General features: G+C 71.9%; 20 protein-coding genes and 2 pseudogenes. 21 read left to right on the top strand and 1 reads right to left on the bottom strand.

Features of this window, described 5'->3' with window-relative positions; all coding sequences use genetic code 11:
• Positions 1-39: 39 nt before the first annotated feature.
• A complete protein-coding gene (locus ACMCNK_RS33525) occupies positions 40-723 on the bottom strand; it encodes a CBS domain-containing protein (protein WP_412740328.1) in 684 nt (227 codons plus the stop codon).
• Positions 724-1,162: 439 nt separating this feature from the next.
• Here ACMCNK_RS33525 and ACMCNK_RS33520 point away from each other — a divergent pair, with 439 nt between their 5' ends.
• From ACMCNK_RS33520 to ACMCNK_RS33420, 21 genes and pseudogenes are all read left to right on the top strand, one after another.
• Complete coding sequence (locus ACMCNK_RS33520) at positions 1,163-2,332, top strand: 4Fe-4S dicluster domain-containing protein (protein ID WP_412740327.1); 1,170 nt, start codon at positions 1,163-1,165, stop codon at positions 2,330-2,332.
• 52 nt (positions 2,333-2,384) lie between these two features.
• Positions 2,385-2,870: a Crp/Fnr family transcriptional regulator gene (locus ACMCNK_RS33515; protein WP_412740326.1), complete on the top strand. Its 486-nt coding sequence runs from the start codon at positions 2,385-2,387 to the stop codon at positions 2,868-2,870.
• Entirely contained in the window at positions 2,867-3,712 is an 846-nt protein-coding gene (locus ACMCNK_RS33510; protein ID WP_412740325.1) for an FAD/NAD(P)-binding protein, read from the top strand. The genes ACMCNK_RS33515 and ACMCNK_RS33510 overlap by 4 nt, the downstream gene beginning before the upstream one ends.
• Entirely contained in the window at positions 3,712-4,536 is an 825-nt protein-coding gene (locus tag ACMCNK_RS33505; protein ID WP_412740324.1) for an oxidoreductase, read from the top strand. Before ACMCNK_RS33510 ends, ACMCNK_RS33505 begins: the two co-directional genes overlap by 1 nt.
• The gene (locus ACMCNK_RS33500) at positions 4,533-5,831 is read left to right on the top strand and encodes a Ni/Fe hydrogenase subunit alpha (protein WP_412740323.1); all 1,299 of its coding nucleotides are present in this window, start codon (positions 4,533-4,535) and stop codon (positions 5,829-5,831) included. The genes ACMCNK_RS33505 and ACMCNK_RS33500 overlap by 4 nt, the downstream gene beginning before the upstream one ends.
• 23 nt (positions 5,832-5,854) lie before the next feature.
• Positions 5,855-6,310 carry a hydrogenase maturation protease gene (locus ACMCNK_RS33495; protein ID WP_412740322.1) on the top strand — a complete coding sequence of 152 codons (456 nt, stop codon included), beginning with the start codon at positions 5,855-5,857 and terminating at the stop codon, positions 6,308-6,310.
• Positions 6,311-6,313: 3 nt separating this feature from the next.
• Positions 6,314-8,680: a carbamoyltransferase HypF gene (gene hypF, locus ACMCNK_RS33490; protein ID WP_412740321.1), complete on the top strand. Its 2,367-nt coding sequence runs from the start codon at positions 6,314-6,316 to the stop codon at positions 8,678-8,680.
• A 5-nt stretch (positions 8,681-8,685) separates the two neighbouring features.
• Positions 8,686-8,961, top strand: a complete 276-nt coding sequence (locus tag ACMCNK_RS33485; protein WP_412740320.1) for a HypC/HybG/HupF family hydrogenase formation chaperone — start codon at positions 8,686-8,688, stop codon at positions 8,959-8,961.
• Positions 8,958-10,079, top strand: a complete 1,122-nt coding sequence (gene hypD, locus ACMCNK_RS33480) for a hydrogenase formation protein HypD (protein ID WP_412740319.1) — start codon at positions 8,958-8,960, stop codon at positions 10,077-10,079. Before ACMCNK_RS33485 ends, hypD begins: the two co-directional genes overlap by 4 nt.
• Positions 10,076-11,137, top strand: a complete 1,062-nt coding sequence (gene hypE, locus ACMCNK_RS33475) for a hydrogenase expression/formation protein HypE (protein WP_412740318.1) — start codon at positions 10,076-10,078, stop codon at positions 11,135-11,137. The genes hypD and hypE overlap by 4 nt, the downstream gene beginning before the upstream one ends.
• A 198-nt stretch (positions 11,138-11,335) precedes the next feature.
• A pseudogene (gene ppdK, locus ACMCNK_RS33470) lies at positions 11,336-13,996 on the top strand (pyruvate, phosphate dikinase).
• Between the two features lie 10 nt (positions 13,997-14,006).
• Entirely contained in the window at positions 14,007-14,363 is a 357-nt protein-coding gene (locus ACMCNK_RS33465) for a hypothetical protein (RefSeq protein WP_412740317.1), read from the top strand.
• Positions 14,364-14,529: 166 nt separating this feature from the next.
• Complete coding sequence (locus ACMCNK_RS33460) at positions 14,530-17,226, top strand: GNAT family N-acetyltransferase (protein WP_412740316.1); 2,697 nt, start codon at positions 14,530-14,532, stop codon at positions 17,224-17,226.
• On the top strand, positions 17,223-17,957 hold the full coding sequence (locus ACMCNK_RS33455; protein WP_412740315.1) for a DUF305 domain-containing protein: 735 nt from the start codon (positions 17,223-17,225) through the stop codon (positions 17,955-17,957). Before ACMCNK_RS33460 ends, ACMCNK_RS33455 begins: the two co-directional genes overlap by 4 nt.
• Before the next feature lie 87 nt (positions 17,958-18,044).
• Positions 18,045-18,665 carry a flavodoxin family protein gene (locus tag ACMCNK_RS33450; RefSeq protein WP_412740314.1) on the top strand — a complete coding sequence of 207 codons (621 nt, stop codon included), beginning with the start codon at positions 18,045-18,047 and terminating at the stop codon, positions 18,663-18,665.
• Positions 18,666-18,681: 16 nt separating this feature from the next.
• Entirely contained in the window at positions 18,682-19,101 is a 420-nt protein-coding gene (locus tag ACMCNK_RS33445; RefSeq protein ID WP_412740313.1) for a hypothetical protein, read from the top strand.
• Positions 19,102-19,388: 287 nt separating this feature from the next.
• Positions 19,389-19,904 carry a hypothetical protein gene (locus ACMCNK_RS33440; RefSeq protein WP_412740312.1) on the top strand — a complete coding sequence of 172 codons (516 nt, stop codon included), beginning with the start codon at positions 19,389-19,391 and terminating at the stop codon, positions 19,902-19,904.
• A 213-nt stretch (positions 19,905-20,117) separates the two neighbouring features.
• Positions 20,118-20,327 (top strand): DUF1918 domain-containing protein, encoded by a 210-nt coding sequence (locus ACMCNK_RS33435; RefSeq protein WP_412740311.1) that lies wholly within the window; start codon positions 20,118-20,120, stop codon positions 20,325-20,327.
• The gene (locus tag ACMCNK_RS33430; RefSeq protein ID WP_412740310.1) at positions 20,324-22,921 is read left to right on the top strand and encodes a cation-translocating P-type ATPase; all 2,598 of its coding nucleotides are present in this window, start codon (positions 20,324-20,326) and stop codon (positions 22,919-22,921) included. The genes ACMCNK_RS33435 and ACMCNK_RS33430 overlap by 4 nt, the downstream gene beginning before the upstream one ends.
• A pseudogene (locus ACMCNK_RS33425) lies at positions 22,918-23,792 on the top strand (universal stress protein). Before ACMCNK_RS33430 ends, ACMCNK_RS33425 begins: the two are co-directional and overlap by 4 nt.
• Entirely contained in the window at positions 23,786-23,923 is a 138-nt protein-coding gene (locus tag ACMCNK_RS33420; RefSeq protein WP_412740309.1) for a hypothetical protein, read from the top strand. The pseudogene ACMCNK_RS33425 and the gene ACMCNK_RS33420 overlap by 7 nt, the downstream one beginning before the upstream one ends.
• The last annotated feature ends 205 nt before the right edge of the window (positions 23,924-24,128 follow it).

The raw sequence follows: 24,128 nt of genomic DNA, 5'->3' as shown, positions 1-24,128 counted from the left end.
GACGGCGGCAGGACGCGCGTGGTGTTCCGCCGTGTGCGGTCAGCCGATGCCGAGTCCCAGGCCGGGTCCGGCCGTAGTCCGGTCGTCGAATTCGTAGGACAGTTGGTTGACGACGTCCACCACGCCGAGGACCTGGCGCACGTGCCGTTCCGCGATGTCGCTCGTCGACCACCGCTCGACGGCGCCCGTCACAGTGACGACACCGCCGGCCACCGTCACCCGAACACCAGCCGAGTCCCCCACGAGGAGGATGTCGTTCTCGACGTCCTCGCGGATGTCGTCATCGGAGCGGAGGTGGACCTTGAGAAGGTCACCTCGGGACACGATGCCGACCAGCCTGCCGAGGTCGTCGACGACCGGCAGCCGTTTGACATCGTTCTCGTCCATCCGGCGGGCCGCCCCAGCGACGGTGGTGACGCCGCTGATCGCGTCGACGGCCGGAGCGGTCATGAGGTCCTGCGCCGTGACAGCTTGACTCTTGTCCCGTTGGCGGCGGCGTTTCCGGCTCTCGAACAGGCGCGGCTCGTCACCAGCGAATTCGATCTTGTTGAGCAGGTCCGCTTCGGAGACCACACCGAGAACCCGGTGGAAGTCGTCCACCACGGGCACGGCGCTGAACCGGTGCGCCATCAGCGTGTCGACCACGGCACGATACAGAGCATCCGGAGACACGGAAATGACCTTGGTTGTCATCACGTCGTCCACGGTCCATTTCTTCAGCATGCGATCTCCTCCATCGTCGACGGTCACGCTACGAGCCGCCGCGGGCGGCGGGTCAGAGTCGAGTGTCCCGGCCGGGCGGGACCCATCGCCCGGACGGCACCCACACCGGGCCGCAACCTCCCGGCGCGGACACGCCCGAGTCGAAGGTCCCGTGAAGTCGGGACATCGGTCCATGTCCGGACACTCACCGGGCCGTGATTCTTGGGCGTGGCCATCGCGGCGGCTTTGGACCCTGCCGCCACCACAGCGGTGTGGACGTTCCACGTGCCTTACCCGTTCAGGTCCGTTGTGGATTTCGCGCTTGCTCCGCCGCCCGATGATCTGTCAGAGCACGCCCATCCGACCCGCCAACGTCAGGAGGAATGGAACTGGGAAGGCAACCGTCCCGGCATAGGCTGGGCCGGACCCCGTTCAGCTTCGAGATGTCCAAGGGGTGCCCATGCGGCCAGGAAGCGATGCCCGGCACGAGCCGCCGACCGTGATCGACGCGATCGTGCTGCAGGACCTGTTCGACGCGCTGCACGCCCGCGGCTATACGGTGGTCGGCCCGACGGTCCGGGACGGCGCGATCGTGCTCGACGAGCTCACGTCCGCCGCGGAGCTGCCACACGGCTGGGGCGTCGACACCGAGGCGGGCCGTTACCGCCTACGCCGCCGCGACGACAATGCCGCCTTCGCCCACTCGGCCGGGCCACAGTCGTGGAAGAAGGTGCTGCACCCGGCGCGGGCCCGGATGTGGTCGGCCGACCGGTCCACCGGGACGGTGGTCACCGAACCGGAAGAGCCGCACCGGTACGCGCTGCTCGGTGTCCGCCCGTGTGACCTGGCCGCCATCGGCGTGCTGGACCGGGTACTGGCCGGTGGCCGGCACGTCGATCCGATCTACGCCGGTCGCCGCGACGGCAACCTGATCGTCGCCGTGGAATGCACAGAACCGGGCGCCACCTGCTTCTGCACCTCCATGGGCACGGGCCCGCATGCGGAATCCGGTTTCGATCTCGCACTGACCGAGCTCGTCGATGACGCGGGGCACCGGTTCCTGGCGCGGGCCGCTACCCCCCTCGGTGCGGAGGTGCTCGCCGCCGTACCCGGTCACGTCGCCGACGCGGCGACCGTCCGGCAGGCCGGGGACGCGGTCGCCGCTGCCGCCACCCGCATGGGCCGCGAGCTGCGCACCGAGGGCCTGCCGGAGATGCTGGCCGCGAGCCGGCAGTCGCCTCACTGGGACGACGTCGCCTCACGCTGCCTGACCTGCGGCAACTGCACCATGGTCTGCCCGACCTGCTTCTGTACCACCACGGAGGACGTCACCGATCTGACCGGTGAGCACGCGGAGCGGTGGCGCCGCTGGGACTCCTGCTATGACCTCGACTTCACCTACCTGCACGGCGGCAGCGTGCGCACCAGCGGCCAGTCCCGCTACCGGCAGTGGATCAGTCACAAGTTGGGCACCTGGCATGAGCAGTTCGGCTCCTCCGGATGCGTCGGCTGTGGCCGGTGCATCGCCTGGTGCCCGACCGGCATCGACATCACCCAGGAGGCGGCCGCCCTGTTCTCCCTGCAGGAAGCCCTGCCGTCGCCGGATGCGCCCGAACGAGAGGACTCGTGATGACCGGCCGAACCCGGCGAAGGACATCCGGCCATGGTCGGGAGGACCGGACATGAGCGACCCGAGTGCTGCCCACCCCGTCTTCGCCGAGCTCAGCGCCGCCCAGCACGCCATGCTGGCCACCGACGGCACGCCGGTGTCGTACCGGACTGGTGAACGGCTGTTCGCCGAGGGCGGGGTAGCCGACCGGTTCTGGCTGATCCGGACCGGCAGTGTCGCCCTCGACATGCAGGTGCCCGGCCGGGGCGAACAGGTCATCGAGACACTGTCCGCCGACACCGTGCTGGGCTGGTCGTGGCTGCACCCGCCGTACCGGTGGCATTTCGGCGCGGTGGCCCGCGAGGCCACCACGACGGTCGCGTTCGACGCCGCCGCCGTCCGGGAACGTTGCGCGGACGACCCCGCGTTCGGGTACGCGATCCTGCGCTGCTTCACGCCGGTCATCATCGAGCGGCTGATGGCGACCCGGCTGCGGGTGCTGGACCTGTACGCGACCCCCGCGCAGGTCGGCCGGCCCGCTACCGAGGTGCCGTCGTGACCGCACCGGCCGCGACGTCGGCAGCGACCGCCGCGCTGCCGCTGCCGTACCGGGTGGTGTCGCGGCGGGTGGACACCTACGACACCGTGACGTTGGAGCTGGCGCACGACTCCGGTCCGCTGCCGCCGTTCGCGGCCGGGCAGTTCGCGATGCTGACCGCGTACGGAATCGGTGAGGTGCCCATCTCGCTGAGCGGCGGCGGAACGAGCGGCGACCGCCTGGTGCACACCATCCGCGCGGTCGGCGCGGTCACCCGGGCGCTGACCGGCGCGTCGCCGGGCGGCACGGTGGGGGTCCGCGGGCCGTACGGCACCGGGTGGGACCTGCGGGACGCCGACGGCGGGGACGTGGTGATCGTCGCCGGTGGGATCGGCCTCGCCCCGCTGCGGCCGGTCGTGCTGGCCGCGCTCGCCCGCCGGGACCGGTACGGGCGCGTGAGCGTGCTGGTCGGCGTCCGCACCCCGGCCGACCTGCTCTACGGAGCGGAGCTGCGCTCATGGGCCGACGCGGGCATCGACGTCGAGGTCACCGTCGACCGGCCGGACGGCGGCTGGAGCGGGCACGTCGGTGTGGTGACGTCGTTGCTGGCCCGCGCGGCGTTCGACCCGGCGCGGACGGTCGCGTTCCTCTGCGGCCCCGAGGTGATGATGCGGTTCACCGCCCAGGGGCTGCTCACCCGCGGCGTCCCGGCCGACCGGATCAAGGTGTCGCTCGAACGCACCATGCGGTGCGGTGCCGGGTGGTGCGGCCACTGCCAGCTCGGGCCGCTGCTGCTGTGCCGCGACGGGCCGGTCGTCGACTGGGCCGGGGCCGAGCCACTGCTGAGCGTACGGGAGCTGTGATGGACGACGACGGCCTGCCGACCCTGGCGGTGTGGAAGTTCGCGTCCTGCGACGGCTGCCAGCTGACCCTGCTCGACTGCGAGGACGAACTACTCGCCGTGGCGGGGCGGGTGCGGATCGCGCATTTCCTGGAGGCGAGTCGTGCGGTGCTGCCCGGCCCGTACGACGTGTCCCTGGTCGAGGGCTCGATCACCACGCCGGAGGACGCGGAGCGCATCCAGCGGGTCCGGCAGATGTCGCGGACGCTGGTGACCATCGGCGCGTGCGCCACCTCCGGCGGAGTGCAGGCGTTGCGCAACTTCGCCGACGTCGACGAGTTCACGTCGGTGGTGTACGCCCACCCGCAGTACGTGTCCACGCTGGCCACCTCCACCCCGATCGCCGCACACGTCGAGGTCGACTACGAGTTGCACGGCTGCCCGATCGACCGGCGGCAACTGCTGGAGGTCATCACCGCGCTGCTGGTGGGCCGCAAGCCGAACATCCCGGCGCACAGCGTCTGCTTCGAATGCAAGCAGCGCCACACCGTCTGCGTGGTGGTGGCGCACGGGACGCCCTGCCTCGGCCCGGTCACGCACGCGGGTTGCGGGGCGTTGTGCCCGGCCCACCAACGTGGCTGCTACGGCTGTTTCGGGCCGATGGAGTCCCCCAACGCCGGAGCCGAGGCCGGGCTGTTGCGGGCGACCGGCATGTCGGAGGCCGACATCGTCCGGGCCTACCGCACCTTCAACGCGGCCGCCCCGGCTTTTGTCGAGTTGTCCCGGGTCACCGTCGGCCCTCCCCCGGCGGCGGGTCCCGGGGACGTGGAAACGGAGCGTGGATGAGTCACCGGTCGGATCGGACCCTCGACGTGCGGGCGCTGGCCCGGGTCGAGGGTGAGGGCGCGATGCACGTACGGGTCCGCGGTGGCGCCGTCGAGGACGTCCGGTTGGAGATCTACGAGCCGCCACGGTTCTTCGAGGCGTTCCTGCGGGGGCGCCGGTACACCGAGCCGCCGGACATCACCGCGCGGATCTGCGGAATCTGCCCGGTGGCGTACCAGATGAGCGCGTGCGCGGCGATCGAGGACGCGTGCGGGGTGGGCGTGGACGGGCCGATCGCGGACCTGCGGCGGCTGCTCTACTGCGGGGAGTGGATCGAGAGTCACACCCTGCACATCTACCTGTTGCATGCGCCGGACTTCCTGGGCTATCCGAGCGCATTGGAGCTGGCCAAGGATCGGCGGGACATCGTCGAGCGCGGTCTGGCGCTGAAGAAGGCCGGCAACGCGATCGTGGAACTGGTGGGCGGCCGGGCCATCCACCCGATCAACGTACGGGTCGGTGGCTTCTACCGCGCGCCCGCACCGAGCGAGCTGGCCGCGCTGGCCCGCACGCTGCGGGTGGCGCTCGATCAGGCCCTGGACACCGTGCAGTGGGCGGCCGGTTTCGACTTCCCGGATTTCCATCACGACCACGAGATGCTGGCGCTGACCACGGACGGCCGGTACGCCATCGAGGACGGCACCGTGGCCACCACGGGCGGCCTGACGTTCGGCCCGCGCGAGTTCGAACAGCACGTCATCGAGGAGCAGGTACCGCACTCCACCGCACTGCACGCCCGGCTGGCCGGCCGCGGCCGGTACCTGGTCGGCCCTGCCGCCCGGTACACGCTCAACCGCCAGTGGCTGTCCCCGCTGGCCCGCGAGGCCGCCCACGCGGCCGGGCTCGGCGAGGAGTGCCGCAACCCGTACCGCAGCATCCTGGTCCGCGCCGTCGAGGTGGTCTACGCGGTCGAGGAGGCACTGCGCCTGATCGATGCGTACGAGCCTCTGGCCCGGCCCGCCGTGGACGTGCCGCCGCGGGCCGGGGTCGGTTTCGGCGCGACGGAGGCACCCCGCGGGATCCTGTTCCACCGCTACGGCCTGGACGCCGAGGGGCTGATCACGACAGCCCGGATCGTGCCGCCCACCTCGCAGAACCAGGCCGGCATCGAGGACGACCTGCGCCGCTTCGTCGCGGCCCGCCTGGACTTCGACGACGAGCGGCTGACCGCGGAGTGCGAGCAGGCGATCCGCAACTACGACCCGTGCATCTCCTGCTCCACCCATTTCCTCGACCTGACGATCGACCGGGGCTGACCCGCGTGGAAGGACAGCGGCGTGTGGTGATCGGGATCGGCAACGAATACCGCCGCGACGACGGATTCGGCCCGGCCGTGGTGGCCCGGCTCGCCGACCTTCAGGAGTCCGATCCCGCGCTGGCCGCGGTGGATCTGCGGGCCAGCGACGGGGAGCCGACCCGGCTGCTCGACCTGTGGACCGGCACGGACCTCGCCGTGGTCGTCGACGCGGTCCGCGACGGCGCCGACCACGGCGGCCACCGGTACGAGCTGGTCCTCGACGAGGTCGCCGACCTCGCCGACGGCCGCTCCGCGAGTTCCCACGGGGTCAGCCTGGGCAGCACGGTCGAACTGGGCCGGGCTCTGGGACGGCTACCGCGCCGCCTGGTGGTCCTGGCCGTGGGTGCGGTCGAGTTCGGCTTCGGCTCCGGGCTCTCCCCGGAGGTGGCCGCAGAGGTGGACCCCGTCATCGCCCGGGTCCGCGAGCTGGTGAGCTGACCGATGGCGGTGACCCCCCATGCGGCACCGGCCCGGGATGCCTGGTCGATCCGGGTCCGGGGCACGGTGCAGGGCGTCGGGTTCCGGCCGTTCGTGCACCGGCTCGCGACCAGGTTCGGGCTCGACGGGACCGTCCGCAACGTCGACGGGGACGTGGTGGTCGAGGTCGCGGGACCGGCCGACAGCCTCGCGGCGCTGGTTCGTGCCCTGCAGGAGCAGCCGCCACCGCAGGCCGTCGTGGCTCAGGTGACTGTCACGCGCACGCGCGACTCAGGCGCCGTGGGGGCCGGGTTCACCGTGGCCCCCAGCACGAGCGCAGCCACCGTGCGGCCGGGCTTCGCGGGCCTCCCCGTCGACCTGGCCACCTGCGACGACTGTTTACGCGAGCTGTTCGACCCGGCCGACCGGCGCTACCGGTACCCGTTTGTGAACTGCACCGCCTGCGGCCCCCGGGCGACCATCGTCGACGCCCTGCCGTACGACCGGGCCCGCACGGCGATGGCCGGGTTCCCACTGTGTGAGGCGTGCGCCGCCGAATACGCCGACCCGGCCGATCGCAGGTTCCACGCCGAGCCGGTCGCCTGCCCCACCTGCGGGCCACGCCTGTCGTGGAGACCGGCCGACGACCCGGCCTGGGACGCACGCGACCCGGGCACGACCGGCGAGGATGCGCTGTCCGCCGCAGTGGCCGCGATCGACGCCGGGGGCACCGTCGCCGTCAAGGGGCTGGGCGGATACCAACTGGTCTGCGACGCGACCGACACCGCCGCGGTGCACCGGCTGCGCGAGCGTAAACGGCGGCCCCGCAAGCCGTTCGCCGTCATGGTCGCCGACGCCGCCGCAGCCCGTGCTCTCGCGCGCATCTCCCCCACCGAGCTGCCGCTTCTCACCGATCCGGCCCGCCCGATCGTGCTGCTGCCCACCCACCCGGCCACACCGGCGGCCCGGGTGGAGCTGGCGTCCGGCGTGCACCCCGGCACTGACCGGGTCGGGCTCTTCCTGCCCGGCACCCCGCTGCACCACCTGCTGCTGCGGGCACTGGCCCGGCCGCTCGTGGTGACCAGCGGCAACCTCGCCGACGAACCCATCGCCATCGACGACACCGACGCGATGACCCGGCTCGCACCGGTGGCCGACGGGTTCCTGCTCCACGACCGGCCGATCCGCGCACGCTACGACGACTCCGTGGTCCGTGTCATCGGCGGGCGGCGCGCCACCGTGCGGCGAGCCCGCGGCTACGCACCGGGCCCGCTACCGCTGCCCGTCCCGGCCGGCAGGCCGATTCTGGCGGTCGGGGCGCAGCTCAAGCACACGTTCACGCTGGTCCGTGCCGACCGGGCGCTGCTCGGCCCGCACGGCGGCAGCCTCGACGACGCCGACGCCCTGGCCGCGTTCCACGCCACCCTCGGGCAGTTGACCCGGCTGCACCGATTCTCGCCCGACGTGCTCGCCCACGACCTGCACCCGGGATACCTGTCCACCCGGTACGTGGCCGGGCAGCCGCCCGGTCTTCGCCGGGTCCCGGTCCAGCACCATCACGCGCATGTGGTGTCCTGTGCGGCCGAGAACGGCGTGCGCGGCCCCTTTCTCGGCGTGGCGTACGACGGGCTCGGTTTCGGCGCGGACGGCACGCTGTGGGGCGGTGAACTGATGCTGGCTTCGTACACCGGGTTCCGCCGGCTGGGCCGCTTCGGTACCGCCCCGCTACCGGGCGGGGAGGCGGCCGTGCGCCGCCCGGCCCGCATGGCACTGGGCTATCTGCTGGGCGGCGAGTTCCCGGTGCCACCCGGGTCGGCAGCCTGGTTCGCCGATCGGCTCCCGCGTACGGAACGCGACACCATCGCGCGGATGGTGGCGCGCGACGTCAACTGTCCCGTCGCGTCCAGCGCGGGCCGCCTGTTCGACGCCGTGTCCAGCCTGCTCGGCCTCTGCGACGACGCGAGCTACGAGGGCGAGGCGGCGGTGACGCTGGAGGCCGCCGCCGCGGCCGTCCCGAACGCCGAACCGCTGCCCTGGCGGCTGACCGAGGTGGACGGGCTGTGGGTGTACGACTGGAGCGGCACACTCACCGCGGTACTGGACCGCGCCCGTGCCGGGGTGCCCGCGGGTGAGCTGGCGGCCGGGTTCCACACCACGATCGTCGCGGCGGCCGTCGCCCTGTGCACCCGCGCCGCCGAGCGCACCGGGGTGACGCAGGTGTGCCTGTCCGGCGGATGCCTGCAGAACCGCATCCTGGCGTCCGGGCTGCTGACCGGGCTGGACGCGGCCGGCCTGACCGGCCACCTCAACCACGACGTGCCCGCCAACGACGGCGGGATCAGCTACGGCCAGGCCGTGGTGGCGGCCGCAACCTGCGAGAAGGGAGGCTGATCGGCGTGTGTCTCGGCATCCCCGGCCGGGTCACCGAGGTGACCGACCGCGACGGGCTCCGCATGGGTGTCGTCGACTTCGACGGCATCCGCAAAGACGTGTGCCTGACCTACGTCCCCGACGTCCGCCCCGGCGAGTACGTCATCGTCCACGTCGGCTTCGCCATCACGAGGGTGGACCGCCGGGAAGCCGAACGCACCCTCGACGTGCTGCGGGCGATGGGCGACGCGGTACGCGACGAACTGGGTGAACCCCTGCCCGCGAAGGACTCCACGGCATGAAATACCTCGACGAATACCGGGATCCCCGGCTCGCCCGGGTGCTTCTGGACGAACTGCACCGCACCACTACCCGGCCCTGGAGCCTCATGGAGGTCTGCGGCGGCCAGACCCACACCATCGTGCGCCAAGGCATCGACGAGGTGCTGCCACCCGGGATTCGCATGATCCACGGGCCCGGCTGCCCGGTCTGCGTGACCCCGCTGGAGACCCTGGACCGGGCGATGGCCATCGCGGCCCGCCCTGAGGTCACCTTCACCAGCTTCGGCGACATGCTGCGGGTGCCCGGCTCGCACACCGACCTGCTCGCTCTCAAGGCGCGCGGCGCGGACGTACGGGTGGTGTACTCCCCGATGGACGCGGTCGTCCTGGCCCGGCAGCAACCCGACCGCGAGGCGGTGTTCCTGGCGGTGGGTTTCGAGACCACCGCGCCCGCCAACGCGATGGCGGTGCTGCACGCGGCCGCCCTCGGCCTGACCAACTTCAGCCTGCTGGTCAGCCATGTGCTCGTGCCACCCGCGATGACCGCCATCCTGGACGCGGCCGACTGCGAGGTGCAGGGTTTCCTGGCCGCCGGGCACGTCTGCACGGTGATGGGGTGGACGGAGTACGAACCGCTGGCCGCCCGGTACCGGGTGCCGATCGTGGTGACCGGCTTCGAACCGCTGGACCTGCTGGAGGGCATCCTGATGGCGGTACGCCAGCTCGAACAGGGCCGCTTCGAGGTGGAGAACCAGTACGCCCGGGCGGTCCGGCGGACCGGCAACGGTCCCGCCCAGGAGGCGGTGCGGCGGGTGTTCCGGGTCGGCGACCGGGCCTGGCGCGGCATCGGGACGATCGGCGCGAGCGGCCTGGAACTGGCCGACGCGTATGCCGCGTTCGACGCCACCCGCCGCTTCGACGTCGGGCGGCTGACCGCGGCGGAGGACCCGCGCTGCATCGCCGGGCGGATCCTCACCGGGCTGAGCGTGCCGACCGACTGCCCGGCGTACGGCACCACCTGCACGCCCCGGTCCCCGTTGGGTGCGCCGATGGTGTCCAGCGAGGGCACCTGCGCCGCGTTCCACCGCGCGGGTCGTCGCCGGTCCGCCGAGGCTCCCGTCTCCGGAGGTGCCCGGTGACCGCGGTGGATCCGCTCACGGCCAGTTGCCCGGTGCCGATGGCCGAGACGGAACGGGTCCTGCTCGGCCACGGCTCCGGTGGGCAGTTGTCGGCCGAGCTGATCGGTGACGTACTGGTGCCCGCGCTCGGGTCGGCCGCGCCGCCCGGAGCGCTGGAGGACGCCGCGGTGGTCCCGATCGGCGGGGTCGACGTCGTGCTCAGCACCGACGCGTACGTCGTGAGCCCGCTGTTCTTCCCGGGCGGCGACATCGGCACGCTCGCCGTGCACGGCACCGTGAACGACCTGGCCATGCGCGCTGCGCTGCCGGTGGCTCTCGCCGTGGCGTACGTCGTGGAGGAAGGCTTTCCCCTGGCCGACCTGCGCCGGGTTGCCGCGTCTGTCGGCGCGGCCGCCCGGGCCGCCGGGGTGCCGGTGGTCACCGGCGACACCAAAGTGGTCGGCCGCGGCGCCGCCGACGGCGTCTACGTCGTCACGACCGGCGTCGGGCACCGCCTCGCCGGTGCCGCGCCGTCGGCGACCGGCGCCGCACCCGGCGATGCCGTCCTGCTGTCCGGCCCGATCGGGAGCCACGGCACGACCATCCTCAGCGTGCGGCAGGGCCTGGGCTTCGAGGCCGACATCAGCTCGGACACCCAGCCCTTGCACCGGCTCGTCGCAGCGATGATCGAGGCTGGTGGCGACGCCGTGCACGTGCTGCGCGACCCCACCCGGGGCGGCGTCGCCTCGGCGTTGAACGAGATCGCGGCTGCGTCCGGCGTCGGCGTCGAGATCGAGGAGCAGGCGCTGCCGGTACCCGCCCCGGTACAGGCGGCCTGCGAGATCCTCGGCCTCGACCCGGCTCAGGTGGCCAACGAGGGCTGCCTCGTCGCGTTCATCGCACCGCACCGGGCCGACGCGGTCCTGGCCGCGATGCGCGCCCGGCCGGAGGGCCGGGCCGCGGTCCGCATCGGCACCGTACGCGACACCGAGCCCGGCCGGGTGGTCGTACGGACCTCCGTGGGATCTCGCCGCGTACTCGACATGCTGGTCGGCGAACAGCTACCGCGCATCTGCTGAGCCGGTGGCGGCTGGTCTCCGCTGCCCACCGCTGCTGACAGTTGGTCGACCGGCCGAACTGGCCGCCGGCTGCCCGGATCGGCCCCTTGCAGGTAGCCCGCCCTACCGTCCCGATCAGTGGTGGCATCCGGCCCTACCCGCGGATCTGCCGCGGGGATACCAATGAGCCAGGAGTGGGCAACGAAGGCGAGGGGAACGATGTCGCGCTACGTGTACGACTTCAGCGAAGGCAACAAGGATCTCGCGGACCTGCTGGGCGGCAAGGGCGCCAACCTGGCAGAGATGACGCGGATGGGCCTTCCGGTCCCACCCGGCTTCACCATCACCACCACGGCGTGCCGCGAATACCTGCAGACCGGCACGGTGCCCGAACACCTGTTCACCGAGGTCGAGGACCATTTGCGGCTCGTGCAGAACCGCATGGGCAAGCGCCTCGGAGATCCGCACGACCCGCTGCTGCTGTCCGTGCGCTCCGGTGGCAGGTACTCCATGCCCGGAATGATGGAGACGATCCTCGACATCGGTCTCACCGACGCCAGCGTGCTGGGACTCGCCGCGAAAAGTGGCGACCCACGCTTCGCCTGGGACTCCTATCGGCGCCTGATCCAGATGTTCGGCAAGACCGTCTTCGGGGTGCCGGGTGAGGCATTCGCCTCCGAACTCGCCGCCGCATGCACCCGCGCCGGCGTCGCCACGGAGCTGGAACTCGACGAGACACAGCTGCAGGATCTCGTCGGCACCTACCGGAAGGTCTTCCACGCGCACACCGGGCGCGAATTCCCGCAGGCGCCGCACGAGCAGCTCTACCTCGCGATCACCGCGGTATTCGAATCGTGGAACGCCGAACGCGCCGTGCTCTACCGGCGCCGCGAACGCATCCCGCAGGACCTGGGCACCGCGGTGAACGTGATGGCCATGGTGTTCGGCAACCTCGGCCCGTGCTCCGGCACCGGGGTCGCGTTCACCCGTGACCCGGCGACCGGCCGCCGAGGCGCCTACGGCGACTACCTGCCCAGCGCCCAGGGCGAGGACGTGGTCGCCGGCATCCGCAACACGGTCGGGTTGAGCGAACTCGCACGGATCGACCCGCACAGCCACCGGCAACTGCTGGCCATCATGGAACGGCTGGAGCAGCGCTACCGCGACCTGTGCGACATCGAGTTCACGGTCGAGGACGGCAAGCTGTGGATGCTGCAGACCCGGGTCGGCAAGCGCACCCCGGCCGCCGCGTTCGTGATCGCCGCCCAGCTCGTCGACGAAGGCGCGATCACGCTCGGCGAGGCGTTGCAGCGGGTCACCGGTGAGTAACTCGCTCAACTGATGTTCCCCAGCTTCGACGACGCGGCCGCCCCGGCTCCGCTCACCACCGGCGTGCCCGCATCGCCGGGGGCGGCGGTCGGCGCGGTCGTGTTCGACTCCGCCGCGGCGGCCGCCGCGACCGGACCCGTCATCCTGGTACGCCGCGAAACCAATCCCGACGACCTGCCCGGCATGGTGGCGGCCGAGGGCATCCTAACCTCCCGCGGAGGAAAGACCAGTCACGCCGCTGTGGTCGCCCGCGGCATGGGAAAGACCTGCGTCTGCGGCGCGGAGGACATGGAGATCGGGCAGGACGCGTTCACCGTGGGCGGCCGCACGGTCCACGCCGGCGAAGTCATCTCCGTCGACGGCACCACCGGCCGGGTCTACGCCGGAGAGGTACCGGTGCGGCCCTCGCCGGTCGTGCGGTACTTCGAGGGCGAGGCGACCGCGCTGGGCGACCCGTTGCTGTCGGCCGTCCAACGGCTGATGATCCACGCCGACCACGTCGCCCGGCTCGCGGTGCACGCCAACGCCGACACCGCGGCCGACGCCGCCCGCGCCCGGCGCTTCGGCGCCACCGGCGTCGGGCTGTGCCGCACCGAGCACATGTTCCTCGGCGAGCGCCGGGCGCTCGTGGAACGGCTGATTCTCGCCGCCGACGACACCGAACGGGAGCAGGCGCTCGCCGCACTGCTGCCGCTGCAGCGCGCCGACTTCGAGGACCTGTTCGCGGCGATGGACGGCCTGCCGGTGACCGTGCGCCTGATCGACCCGCCGCTGCACGAGTTCCTTCCCCCGCTGGAGGAGTTGGCCGCGCGGGTAGCGCGCGCCGAGGCCCTGGGCGAGGATCCGGGGCACGACGCGACGCTGCTCGCGGCGGTTCGGCGGATGCACGAGGCCAACCCGATGCTCGGCCTGCGCGGCGTACGCCTCGGGCTGGTCGTGCCCGGGCTGTTCGCGATGCAGGTCGGCGCGGTCGCGCAGGCCGCGGCGGCGCGGGTCGCCGCCGGCGGCGACCCGCGCCCCGAGATCATGGTCCCGCTGGTCGGCACGGTGCAGGAGCTGGAGACGGTACGCGCCGAAGCCGAGGCTGTGCTGTCCGGCATCGAGGGCGCACCGCCGATCCGGATCGGCACGATGATCGAGGTGCCGCGGGCCGCGCTGACCGCCGCGCAGATCGCGACCGCCGCCGACTTCTTCTCCTTCGGGACCAACGACCTGACCCAGATGACCTGGGGCTTCTCCCGCGACGACGTGGAGGGTGCCTTCTTCAGCCGTTATCTCGGCCTGGGCATCTTCGAGGTGTCACCGTTCGAGACGATCGACGTGTCCGGGGTGGGCGAGCTGGTCCGCCTCGCCGTCGAACGGGGCCGGGAAACCCGGCCGGACCTGACCGTCGGCGTCTGCGGCGAGCACGGCGGAGACCCCGCCTCGGTGCGGTTCTTCCACGCCGCCGGGCTGGACTACGTGTCCTGCTCGCCTTTCCGTGTACCCATCGCCCGCCTCGAGGCGGGACGCGCCGCCGTCGGCGGGTCCGCCGCCTCGGACAGCCGGTGAGGAGGACGCCATGTCCACCGATGTCGACGACCGACGTGCCACCATGCACCGGTCCGATCTGATCCCGGTGCGCCACGGTGATCGCGAACTCGGCGCCTACTTCCTCGCACCCGAGAAGATCACATTCGTACCCGCCGTGGACGTCACCCGGATCGCCATGGCGACGATCACCGCCGCCACCGTGACCGCGGTGGCCGTGGCGACGGCCGCCGCCGTCCGGCGGCGGCCCGCCATCGGTGCGGTGACCATGGGCCCCGGCGGCTGGGTGAGCCTCAAGAGCGCCGGCCTGCCGCCCCTCCGCGACGGCGGTCATCGGCCCTGGTGGGCCCGCCTGTTACGGGCGCATCGGCTGGTCGCCCGGTGCTGAAACCGGATGTCCGGCCGCGGCGCGGATCCGCCCTGCGCTGATCCGAGGCCGGGGCGCGGGCAGGGGTCCGGCAGGACCTACGGAGGCGATCCACGGGTCGGACGACCCTGCGCCGAACCGGCGGGCTCCGCTTGGCTGAGGTGAGATCCAGGAGAGGAAGCCGACCGTGACCTCCAGCACCGTGCCTCGTCATTGCGTGGCCACCGTGGATGCCCTCACCGCGGACGGGGGCATCGTGCATCTGCGCTCGGTCGATCCCGACGACGCACCGGAACTGGCCGCGCTGTACAGGTGCTCCGCGGCCGAGGGGCTGCGCATGCGGTTCTTCGCCACCCCGTCCGACAGCACCCTCGACGACGAGATCAATCGCCTCTGCCGGCCACCCACGAACGAGCATCAGGCCATCGCCGCCGAGTTGGCGGGCCACATCGTCGGCGTCGCCTCCTACGAGCCATACGATGGCCGGCGCGCCGAGTTCGCGATCTTCATCGACGACGCGCAGCGTGGCCGCGGCATCGGCACGCTCCTGCTAGAGCACCTCGCCGACACGGCCCGCCGCTGCGGCATCACCCATCTGGTCGGCGAGGTCCTGCCCGGCAACACCGCCATGCTGCATGTCGCCCGTGACCTCACGGCGGGTTCCCGCGCGACTCTGCACGACGGCTTGTTCGACGTGGCGGTGCCCACCGGGGACGACGACGCGCAGCAGGCGATCGCCGACCGTGAACGTCACGCCGAGCGCGCCTCCCTGCGCCCCCTGCTGCGGCCGGCCGCAGTCGCCGTCATTGGTGCCGGTCGTCAAGCCGGTGGTACCGGTCATGAGACGCTGTGCGCACTGCGCGAGTACGGCTTCACCGGTCGCCTGTACGCGGTCAACCCGCACACCGACACGATCGGTGGTGTGCCCGCCTACCCGTCGCTGACGGCGCTGCCCGGACCCGTCGATCTGGCGGTGATCGCGGTGCCCGCTCCATCGGTAGTTCCGGTGCTCGCCGACGCGGCGGCCGCCGGTGCCCGCGCCGCGGTGATTCTCAGCGCCGGATTCGGTGAAAGCGACGGGCTGGGCCGGGCCCGGCAGGCGGAATTGGTCCGTCTTGCCCGTGACCACGGCATCCGGCTGGTCGGACCGAACTGTCTCGGGGTGCTCAACACAGACCGGGATGTTCGCCTGAATGCCAGCTTCGCGCCGATGGTGCCGCCGTCCGGCGGGCTGGCGGTGGCGTCGCAGTCCGGCGCGGTCGGCATCGCGGTGATCGAGCACGCCGCGCGCACCGGGTGCGGGTTGTCCGCGTTCGTCTCGCTGGGCAACAAGGCGGACGTCAGCGGCAACGACCTGCTCGCGTACTGGTTCGACGATCCGGCCACCACTGCCGTGGCGCTGTATCTGGAATCGTTCGGTAACCCCCGCAAGTTCGGCCGGCTGGTGCGGGCCTTGTCCCGCCGCAAGCCCGTACTTGCGGTCAAGAGCGGCCGGTCGATCGCCGGCAAGCGCGCCGGCGCCTCGCACACCGCGGCGGCCGCGGTCCCTGACGTCACCGTCGACGCGCTGTTCGCGCAGACCGGTGTGGTCCGCGCCGTAACCCTGGGCGATCTGCTGGATGCCGCCCGGCTGCTCACCGACCAGCCCCTGCCGGCCGGCGACCGGCTCGCCGTCGTCGGCAACGCGGGAGGACTCAACATCCTCGCCGCGGACGCCGCCGAGGCGGGTCACCTGCGCGTGCCCGCGCTCAGCGCGGGCCTGCGACAGCTGCTGACGGCCGTGGCGCCGGGCGCCGCCGGGCACGACAACCCCCTCGACCTCGGCGCCGGTGCCGCACCGCGGGTGTTCGCCGACGCGGTGAGCGCGCTGTCGGCCAGCGGCGAGGCGGACGCCTTGCTGCTGGTCCTTGTTGCCACGCGGGCCAACGACGTGACGGCCACGCTGGCCGCGCTCGCCCCGATCGTCGACGCCCATCCGGAGCTGACCATCGCCGCCGTCGTCATCGGTTCCCCCGACACTCCCCCGACGCTCGGCCGACGGCGGGTACCGGTGTTCGACCTGCCGGAGCGGGCGGTCCGGGCCTTGCGCCACGCTGCCCGCTACGCGGCCTGGCGACGCGAGCCCCTCGGCGGATGGCCGGCGCTGCCCGACCTCGACCCGGACACTGCCCGGGCCTGCGTCGCGGAAGGACTGGCCGCGGGCGGCGGATGGCAACCGCACGAGCGTACGGCCCGCATCCTGACCGCCTACGGCATCCCGCTGGCCCCCGCCGAGATCGCCCCCGACGCCGATGCCGCGGTGGCCGCTGCCCGGCGGCTCGGGTATCCGGTCGCGCTCAAATGCGCCGACCCCGAGCTGGTGCACAAGAGCGACACCGGCGGCGTCCGACTCGGCCTGGCCGATGCCGACCAGGTGCGTGCGGCGTTTGCCGGAGTCACGGCCGCCGGACGCCCCGGGCACGGCGCTCTGGTGCAGCCGATGCTGTCCGATGGGGTCGAGCTGAGCTGCGGCATCGTCCACGACCCACTCTTCGGCTCGCTGGTCATGGCGGGCCTCGGCGGCGTACACACCGACCTGCTCAACGACCGCGTGTTCCGGCTGGTTCCGCTGACCGATCTGGACGCCGGCAGGATGTGGCGGGAGCTGCGCGGTGCGCCGCTGCTGACCGGCTTCCGCGGGAGCGTACCGGTCGACACGGCCGCGGTGGAGGATCTGCTGTTGCGGGTGAGTCGGCTCGCCGAGGACCTGCCCGAGGTCTCCGAGCTCGACCTCAACCCGGTCCTCGCGGGTCCGGCGGGTGTCGTCGCCGTCGACGCGAAGCTGCGGCTGCAGCTCACGACCGGCGAGCCCGACCCGATCCTGCGAGACCTCCGCCGCCCGTGAGCCTGCCGCTGCAGTGCTGGTCGCGCCACAACCGCATCGGTACCTGTGGCGAACCTTTGGTCTGCACACACCCTCACAAGAAGGAGGTCGTCGTGTTGACAACGTCTGGTGGACTGCGCCGCACGGCGCTTTCCGGTGCGGCCCTGGCCACTGTAGTCATGCTGTCAGGCTGCGGCGACGACACGACGCCGGGGCCGGGCATGGGTCAAGGAATGGGCCGTCCCGCGGCGTCCGCCTCGGCCGGCGCAGTGTTCAACACCGCGGACGTGATGTTCGCGCACATGATGATTCCGCACCACCAGCAGGCCATCGCGATGGCTGACCTCGCGCCGACCCGCGCGGCCAGCAGCGACGTCGCGGCGCTCGCCGCGAAGATCAAGCAGGCGCAGCAGCCGGAGATCGACCTCATGACCGGGTGGCTTGCCGCGTGGGGCCAGCCCGCCCCGATGCCGGGCATGAGCGCTGGCATGGCCGTCCCCGGTTACAGCCACGGCCCGATGGCCGGGATGATGTCCGCCGCAGACCTGACCCGACTGGCCAAGTCCACCGGGTCCGCATTCGACAAGCAGTTCCTTACCATGATGATCCCGCACCACGAGGGCGCGATCACCATGGCTGAGCAGGAGCAGACGCACGGCAGAAACCCCGACGCCAAGGCCCTGGCCGCGAGGATCATCACCACGCAGCAGGCCGAGATCACCACCATGCACAACCTGCTCACGAGCGGATGACAGGCGCAGCGCCCGTACCCCGGCGACGTTTCGGCACGCCCATCCCTGGTGCACGGCCAGGTTCGGGTGGCTTTGGGGTCGTACGCGGTGACGTTCGACCCTGTTCGCGATCCCTCGGGCGGGCGAACGCTCAAGGTGGTGACTGAGACTGATGGAGGAGCCATGCACGCCGTAGTGGTGTACGAATCGATGTACGGCAACACGCATCTGGTGGCCGACGCGATCGGGGCCGGCTTGGGCGGCGCCTATCAGGTCGACGTCGTGCCGGTGGACAAGGCCGAAGCGCGGTTGCTCGAACGCGCCGACCTCATCGTGGTGGGCGGCCCGACCCACGCCCACGGGATGAGCCGCGTCAGCACCCGGGAGGCCGCCGTGGCCGATGCACGCAAGCCCGACACCGAGTTGACGCTCGACCCGGACGCCGAAGGTCCGAGTCTGCGGGACTGGTTTGACGCGCTGCCCACGCTGCGCGCGAGGGCGGCCGCCTTCGACACCCGAGTCGACCTTCCGGCGTTGCTGACCGGGCGTGCTGCCAAGGGGATCGGACGCCGGCTGCGCGGACACGGGCTGCACATGGTGGCCGAGCCGGAAAGCTTCCTGGTCACCAAGCAGGGCCGGCTGCAACCCGACGAAGAGGCCCGGGCTCGGCAATGGGGCACCCGGCTGGCCGACGTCGCCCCTGACGGGAATCGGGCACCGGTGGACTGACGGAAGGGGATCGACCATGCGATCCACGGAGTCCGCGGCGGCGTTCGCGGCGGCCATCGAGACCCACGCCGCCGTGGTGTATCTGGCCGGTGACCGGGCATTCAAGCTGAAGAAGCCGGTCGACCTCGGCTTCCTGGACTTCCGCGACCGCGCCGTACGGGAGGCGGTGTGCCACCGTGAGGTCGAGCTCAACCGGCGTCTCGCACCGGACGTCTACCTCGGCGTCGCGGACGTTCACGGTCCTGACGGGAGCGTGTGCGACCACCTGGTCGTGATGCGACGGATGCCGTCCGACCGCCGGCTCGCCACCCTGCTTGCCGCGGGCGCGCCGGTCGAGAGCGCGGTGCGACGCCTGGCGCGGATGCTCGCCGCGTTCCATGCCCGGGCCCACCGCGGCGCGGAGGTCGACGCGGAGGGCGGCCTGGTTCTGGTGTGAACGCATTGGCCACGCTGCCCCGGCGCCAGTGGACGGTCACGAACGGCAGAAGGGAACGAGAAAGATGCCGTCCTGACGGCCGCGGCGGTGGCGGATCTGGCTCGGCGTCCGCAAGCTTTGGTGCGGGGGCCGAAGGCGCTCTGGTGGCCCGCGCTGTTCGTGCAGCCGGTCGGCCCGGTTGCCTATCTCGGCTGGGGTCGGCGCATCCGAGGCTGAGGTACCGCCGCCGAACTCCGGTCGTCCGCTCTTCACGGCGTCCGGCAGGGCGAACTCGGGAGGGAGGGGCCATGCCAGTTCCGTGGTTGATCTTCTGGTCGGTCACCGAAATGGTGATCATGGTTGCGGCCGTGTGGTCGTGGTGGAGTCGGCGCGCGATGCTCGTCGGCCGGGTCGCGGTCGCCACGTTGTTCATCGCGGGTGGTGCACTGTTCAACACGCTCCATCTCACGACCGGCGGCGACTACGCCGGCTTCGCCGACGCCTCGTATCTGCCGTTCGTCACCGACACGTGGCGCGCGGTGGTGGGACCACATCAGCACCTGTTCATCTCCCTGCTCGTCGCGTTCGAGCTGGGGGTTGGCGTGCTGGTGGTCAGCGGTGGGCGCTGGACCCGGCTGGGCTTGGTGGCGGCGATCGGATTCCATGTCGGGTTGATGTTCTTCGGTTGGCTGTACTACCCGTTCTCGATCGCGATGATCGTCGCATTCGCCTTGCTGCTGCACGCTGAACGCAACGACGCCGAAAAGACGGCAACCACCGCTCCCCTACGACAGTGCACACCCGTCGCGCGTCACACGGCGTAGCGGTCATTGGGCCAGAACGAATCGCCGCGCGTCCCGCCCAGATCCCCACCGCGTCAGGGACGGCGGCCCGCACGGCGGGGACCAACGGCCCTGCCGCCCGTACCCAGGCATGGCTGATTCTGATCATGGAGGCGCCATCAGTGGCAAGCGCCCGCAGACCAGGGCGGTACGGCAGTCCGTCCGCTCGGCGGGCGCCACCGAACGGAGGCCATCATGATCGCGCGGGTAGGGGACCGACTCGTCCTCAAGGGAGTTCACCTCGGCGACCTGCCACACGTCGGGGTGATCACGGCGGTCCGGCATGCCGACGGCACCCCGCCGTACGATGTCCGCTGGCTGGACGACGGCCGTTACGCCTTGGTCTTCCCAGGACCGGAAGCCCGCGTGGAACCGGCCCGGCGCGGGGGCACCGGTCAGCGATGACTCTCGCGCACGTCACACCGCTACCCGCGGGACTCACGTCCGCGGAGGCGGCCGAGCTGCTGAGCACCCATGGGCCCAACACGGTGGCCCAGCCACGACCGCAACGGCTGACCGGCCGGATCCTGCACCAGCTCACCGACCCACTTGTCGCGCTGCTGCTCGCTGCGGCGGTGGTCACGACGGCCCTGCACGACGTCACCGACACGATCGTGATCGCGCTCGTCGTGGTGCTCAACACGACCATCGGTGTGGTGCAGGAAGTCCGCGCCGACCGGGCCATCGCCGCGCTGGACCGCCTCGCCGCCCCGACCGCCCGGGCGATCCGCGACGGCACCGATGTGGTGGTCCCCGCCGCTGACCTGGTGCCGGGCGATGTCGTGCGCCTGGAGGCCGGCGATGTCGTGCCGGCCGACCTGCGGCTGCGCGACGCATTCCGGCTCCGGTTGGATGAGGCCGCACTGACCGGCGAGTCGGTGCCCGTCGAGCGGAAGCCTGGCGACGAATCGTACGCCGGGACGGTCGTCGTGGTGGGCCGGGCGACCGGGGAGGTCGTCCGTACCGGTCCGGCCAGCGCGCTGGGCCGCATCGCCGAGCTCGTCGTCGGCACGCGGCCGACCCTGACTCCCCTGCAGCGTCGCCTGGCCCGGCTGAGCCGAGTCCTGGGCCTCACCGCCGTGGTGCTGTCCGGCGTGGTCTTCGTGCTCGGCCTGCTGGCCGGACGCGAGATCGTGACCATGGCGGTGACCGCCGTGAGCCTCGTGGTCGCCGCCGTGCCGGAATCGCTGCCCGCGGTGGTGACCCTCGCTCTGGCACTGGGCGCCCGCCGGATGGCGCAGGCCCGAGCCATCCCCCGCAGGCTGCACGCCGTCGAGACCCTCGGTTCGGTGACGGTGATCGCCTCGGACAAGACCGGAACCCTCACTGAGGGCCGCATGGCCGTCCAGGAGGCCGCGGTTGCGGACGCCACCCGCTACACCGTGGCCGGGGCCGGATACTGTCCGTGCGGAGAAGTACGCCGCGACGCTGAGCCGGTCGACCCCCCGGAGATGCTGCGCGAGCTGGGGCGGGCCGTACTGCTCTGCAACGACGCCGCCCTGCTCGCCCCGGACACCGACCACCCGCAATGGACAGCGGTCGGTGATCCGCTGGAGGCGGCTCTGATCACGTTCGCCGCACGGTGCCGCCTCGACATCGACAACGAGCGTGCCGCCCACCCGAGGGTCGCGGAACACCCGTTCGACCAGGCGCAGCGCCGCATGGTCACCGTCCACCAGAACCCGGACGGCTTCCATCTGGTCATCTGCAAGGGGGCTCCGGAGGCCGTACTGCGTGAGCCGGTGACCGGCTCGCCCGCTGTCGTCACGGCGCTGCGGTCGGCCGCGGCCGACATGGCGGCCGACGGACTGCGCGTCCTGGCGGTGGCCGCGGCGGTAACCGGCGATTCCTTCGACGTCGCGAATCCCGCGGGATTGCGCCCCCTCGGCGTCGTCGGGATCGGTGACCCGCTGCGGGCCGGCGCGCCGGACACCGCTGCCACGTTCGCGCAGGCAGGCGTACGGCTTGTTCTCGTCACCGGCGACCACCCCGCCACCGCCGCGGCCATCGCGGGCCGGCTGGGCCTGCTCGGGCAGGACGATCACGTGGTCAACGGCGACGCCGGTGCGCCTGGCGATGCCGCCGAACACGCCCGGGTGTACGCCCGTACCCAGCCCGAGCAGAAGCTCGACATCATCGCCACCCTCCAGCGGCGCGGCCACGTGGTGGCGATGACCGGCGACGGCGTCAACGACGCCCCAGCGCTGCGACGGGCTGACATCGGCGTGGCCATGGGCAGCGGCACCGAGGTCGCCCGGCAGGCCGCCGATCTCGTCCTGATCGACGACGAACTGGCCACGGTGGCACATGCCATCGGCGAGGGCCGGCGGATCTACGACAACATCCGCCGCTTCCTGCGCTACGCGCTCTCCGGGGGGACTGCCGAGATCCTCATCATGTTGTTCGGACCGTTCCTGGGTCTGCCCGTACCGCTGCTTCCCGCCCAGATTCTCTGGGTCAACCTGCTCACTCACGGCCTGCCGGGCGTGGCCCTCGGGGCCGAGCCGGCCGACCCGGACGTACTGAAACGCCCGCCCCGTTCCCCGCAAGAGTCCGTGCTCGGCGACGGCCTGCTACGCGACGTCCTGCTCGGCGGCCTGGCCATCACCCTGACCGTGCTCGGCGCCGGAGTCGTCGCACACCAGCAGGGACGGCCCTGGCAGTCGGTGATCTTCGTGGTCCTCGGCCTGTCCCAGCTCGGCGTGGCCATGGCAGTACGCGCCCGGCGCGTCCGTGGCGGGCCGGGAAACGCGGCACTCATCGCAGCCGTGGCAGTCTCGGCGCTGCTGCAGGTCGGCGCGGTCCTCGTTCCCGTGTTGCGGGAACTGCTCGGCACCGTCGCGCTGACCGCGCCGGAACTGCTCGCCTGCGCCGCCGTGTCATTGCTGCCCGGAATCGGCCTGCTGCTGCAACGCCGCCTCGGGCGTACGGCGGCCAAGAACCCGCCAGCCCAAACCCCCGGCCCGCATGCGGCGCCTGAGAGAGGATCAGTCCGATGAACGCGACGTCAGTCAGGCACATCGTGGTCGGCGTGGACGGCTCCGAGAGCAGCCTGGAAGCGGTCAGGTTTGCGGCCACCGAGGCCGCGATGCGCGAGCGTCCGCTTCGCATCGTGCACGCCTTCATCTGGCCGCTCTCCGCAGCCGTCCTGCAGGGCGCGCTGCCGCCATCCACGGAGGACACCCGGCGTACGCGGAGACCTTCCTCGTTGAGGCGGTCGATCACGCACACAAGGCGGCGCCGGAGCTTCCCGTGTCCTCGGCGATCGTCGACGGCGCGGCCGTACCGGTCCTGCTGCACGAGGCCAGGTCGGCGGAGCTGCTGATCCTCGGTGACCGGGGAATCGGCGGGATCTCCGGCCTGCTGCTCGGCTCCGTAGCGGTGCAGACCGTGACCCATGCGACCTGCCCCGTGCTCGTCGTCCGGGGACAGGCACGCCCCGATGGACCCGTCGTCGTCGGAATAGACGGCTCAGAAATCTCGGCACGCGCGCTGGAGGAGGCCGCGATGGCCGCCGAGCTGCGCCATTGCGATCTGGTCGTCCTGCACACCTGGACCTCGCCGGTGTCAACCGGGCCGGGCGACATGCTTCCGCTCGTCTACGACCCGGCTGTGGTGAAAACGGAGGAACAGCTTCTGCTTGCCGAGGCGATCGCCGGCGTCGCCGAAGATCACCCCGATATCCGGATCGCCCGGGAGGTGGTGCAGGGTCCTGCCAGGCGCCACCTCATCGACTGGTCACACCGCGCGCAGCTGCTGGTCGTCGGAGCCCGCGGACGCGGCGGATTCGCGGGTCTGCTTCTGGGTTCCGTCAGTCAACACGCCATGTACCACAGCGCCTGCCCGACGATGGTGATCCGTGCGTGCTGACCGCACGGAGCCGGCACGCCCAGATCCTGATCAGGCTGGGCATCGGCCGTCCGACGTTCGCGACCCCGCGCCGTTCGCTCGGCGAGGTCCTGATGACGGATCCCGTCGCGGCTGTCGGGACGCCGCGGTAACTCCCTGTCCGAGCGTCAGGCCACCGCCCTGGGCGTACGCGGCATCTCCCTCGCTACCAGGCCGGCCACGCCTGACGCCAAGACGACGACGGCGTAGCCACCAATCCGGGCGACGGACGCGACCTGCGGGCTGCCGTTCGCCCCGGAGGCTGAACTGACCTCGAAATCTCATCGCCCGCTGACACGGTCAGGGGCCCTTGCCCCG

The sequence above is a fragment of the Krasilnikovia sp. MM14-A1259 genome, from assembly GCF_047159535.1.
Classification (GTDB): domain Bacteria; phylum Actinomycetota; class Actinomycetes; order Mycobacteriales; family Micromonosporaceae; genus Actinoplanes.
This window is presented reverse-complemented; position numbering and strand designations above follow the sequence as displayed.

Coding starts and splice junctions, on each gene's coding strand:
- ACMCNK_RS33525 (WP_412740328.1), bottom strand. CDS start 723: ATGCTGAAGAAATGGACCGTGGACGACGTGATGACAACCAAGGTCATT.
- ACMCNK_RS33520 (WP_412740327.1), top strand. CDS start 1,163: ATGCGGCCAGGAAGCGATGCCCGGCACGAGCCGCCGACCGTGATCGAC.
- ACMCNK_RS33515 (WP_412740326.1), top strand. CDS start 2,385: ATGAGCGACCCGAGTGCTGCCCACCCCGTCTTCGCCGAGCTCAGCGCC.
- ACMCNK_RS33505 (WP_412740324.1), top strand. CDS start 3,712: ATGGACGACGACGGCCTGCCGACCCTGGCGGTGTGGAAGTTCGCGTCC.
- ACMCNK_RS33500 (WP_412740323.1), top strand. CDS start 4,533: ATGAGTCACCGGTCGGATCGGACCCTCGACGTGCGGGCGCTGGCCCGG.
- hypF (WP_412740321.1), top strand. CDS start 6,314: ATGGCGGTGACCCCCCATGCGGCACCGGCCCGGGATGCCTGGTCGATC.
- hypD (WP_412740319.1), top strand. CDS start 8,958: ATGAAATACCTCGACGAATACCGGGATCCCCGGCTCGCCCGGGTGCTT.
- ACMCNK_RS33465 (WP_412740317.1), top strand. CDS start 14,007: ATGTCCACCGATGTCGACGACCGACGTGCCACCATGCACCGGTCCGAT.
- ACMCNK_RS33445 (WP_412740313.1), top strand. CDS start 18,682: ATGCGATCCACGGAGTCCGCGGCGGCGTTCGCGGCGGCCATCGAGACC.
- ACMCNK_RS33440 (WP_412740312.1), top strand. CDS start 19,389: ATGCCAGTTCCGTGGTTGATCTTCTGGTCGGTCACCGAAATGGTGATC.
- ACMCNK_RS33435 (WP_412740311.1), top strand. CDS start 20,118: ATGATCGCGCGGGTAGGGGACCGACTCGTCCTCAAGGGAGTTCACCTC.
- ACMCNK_RS33430 (WP_412740310.1), top strand. CDS start 20,324: ATGACTCTCGCGCACGTCACACCGCTACCCGCGGGACTCACGTCCGCG.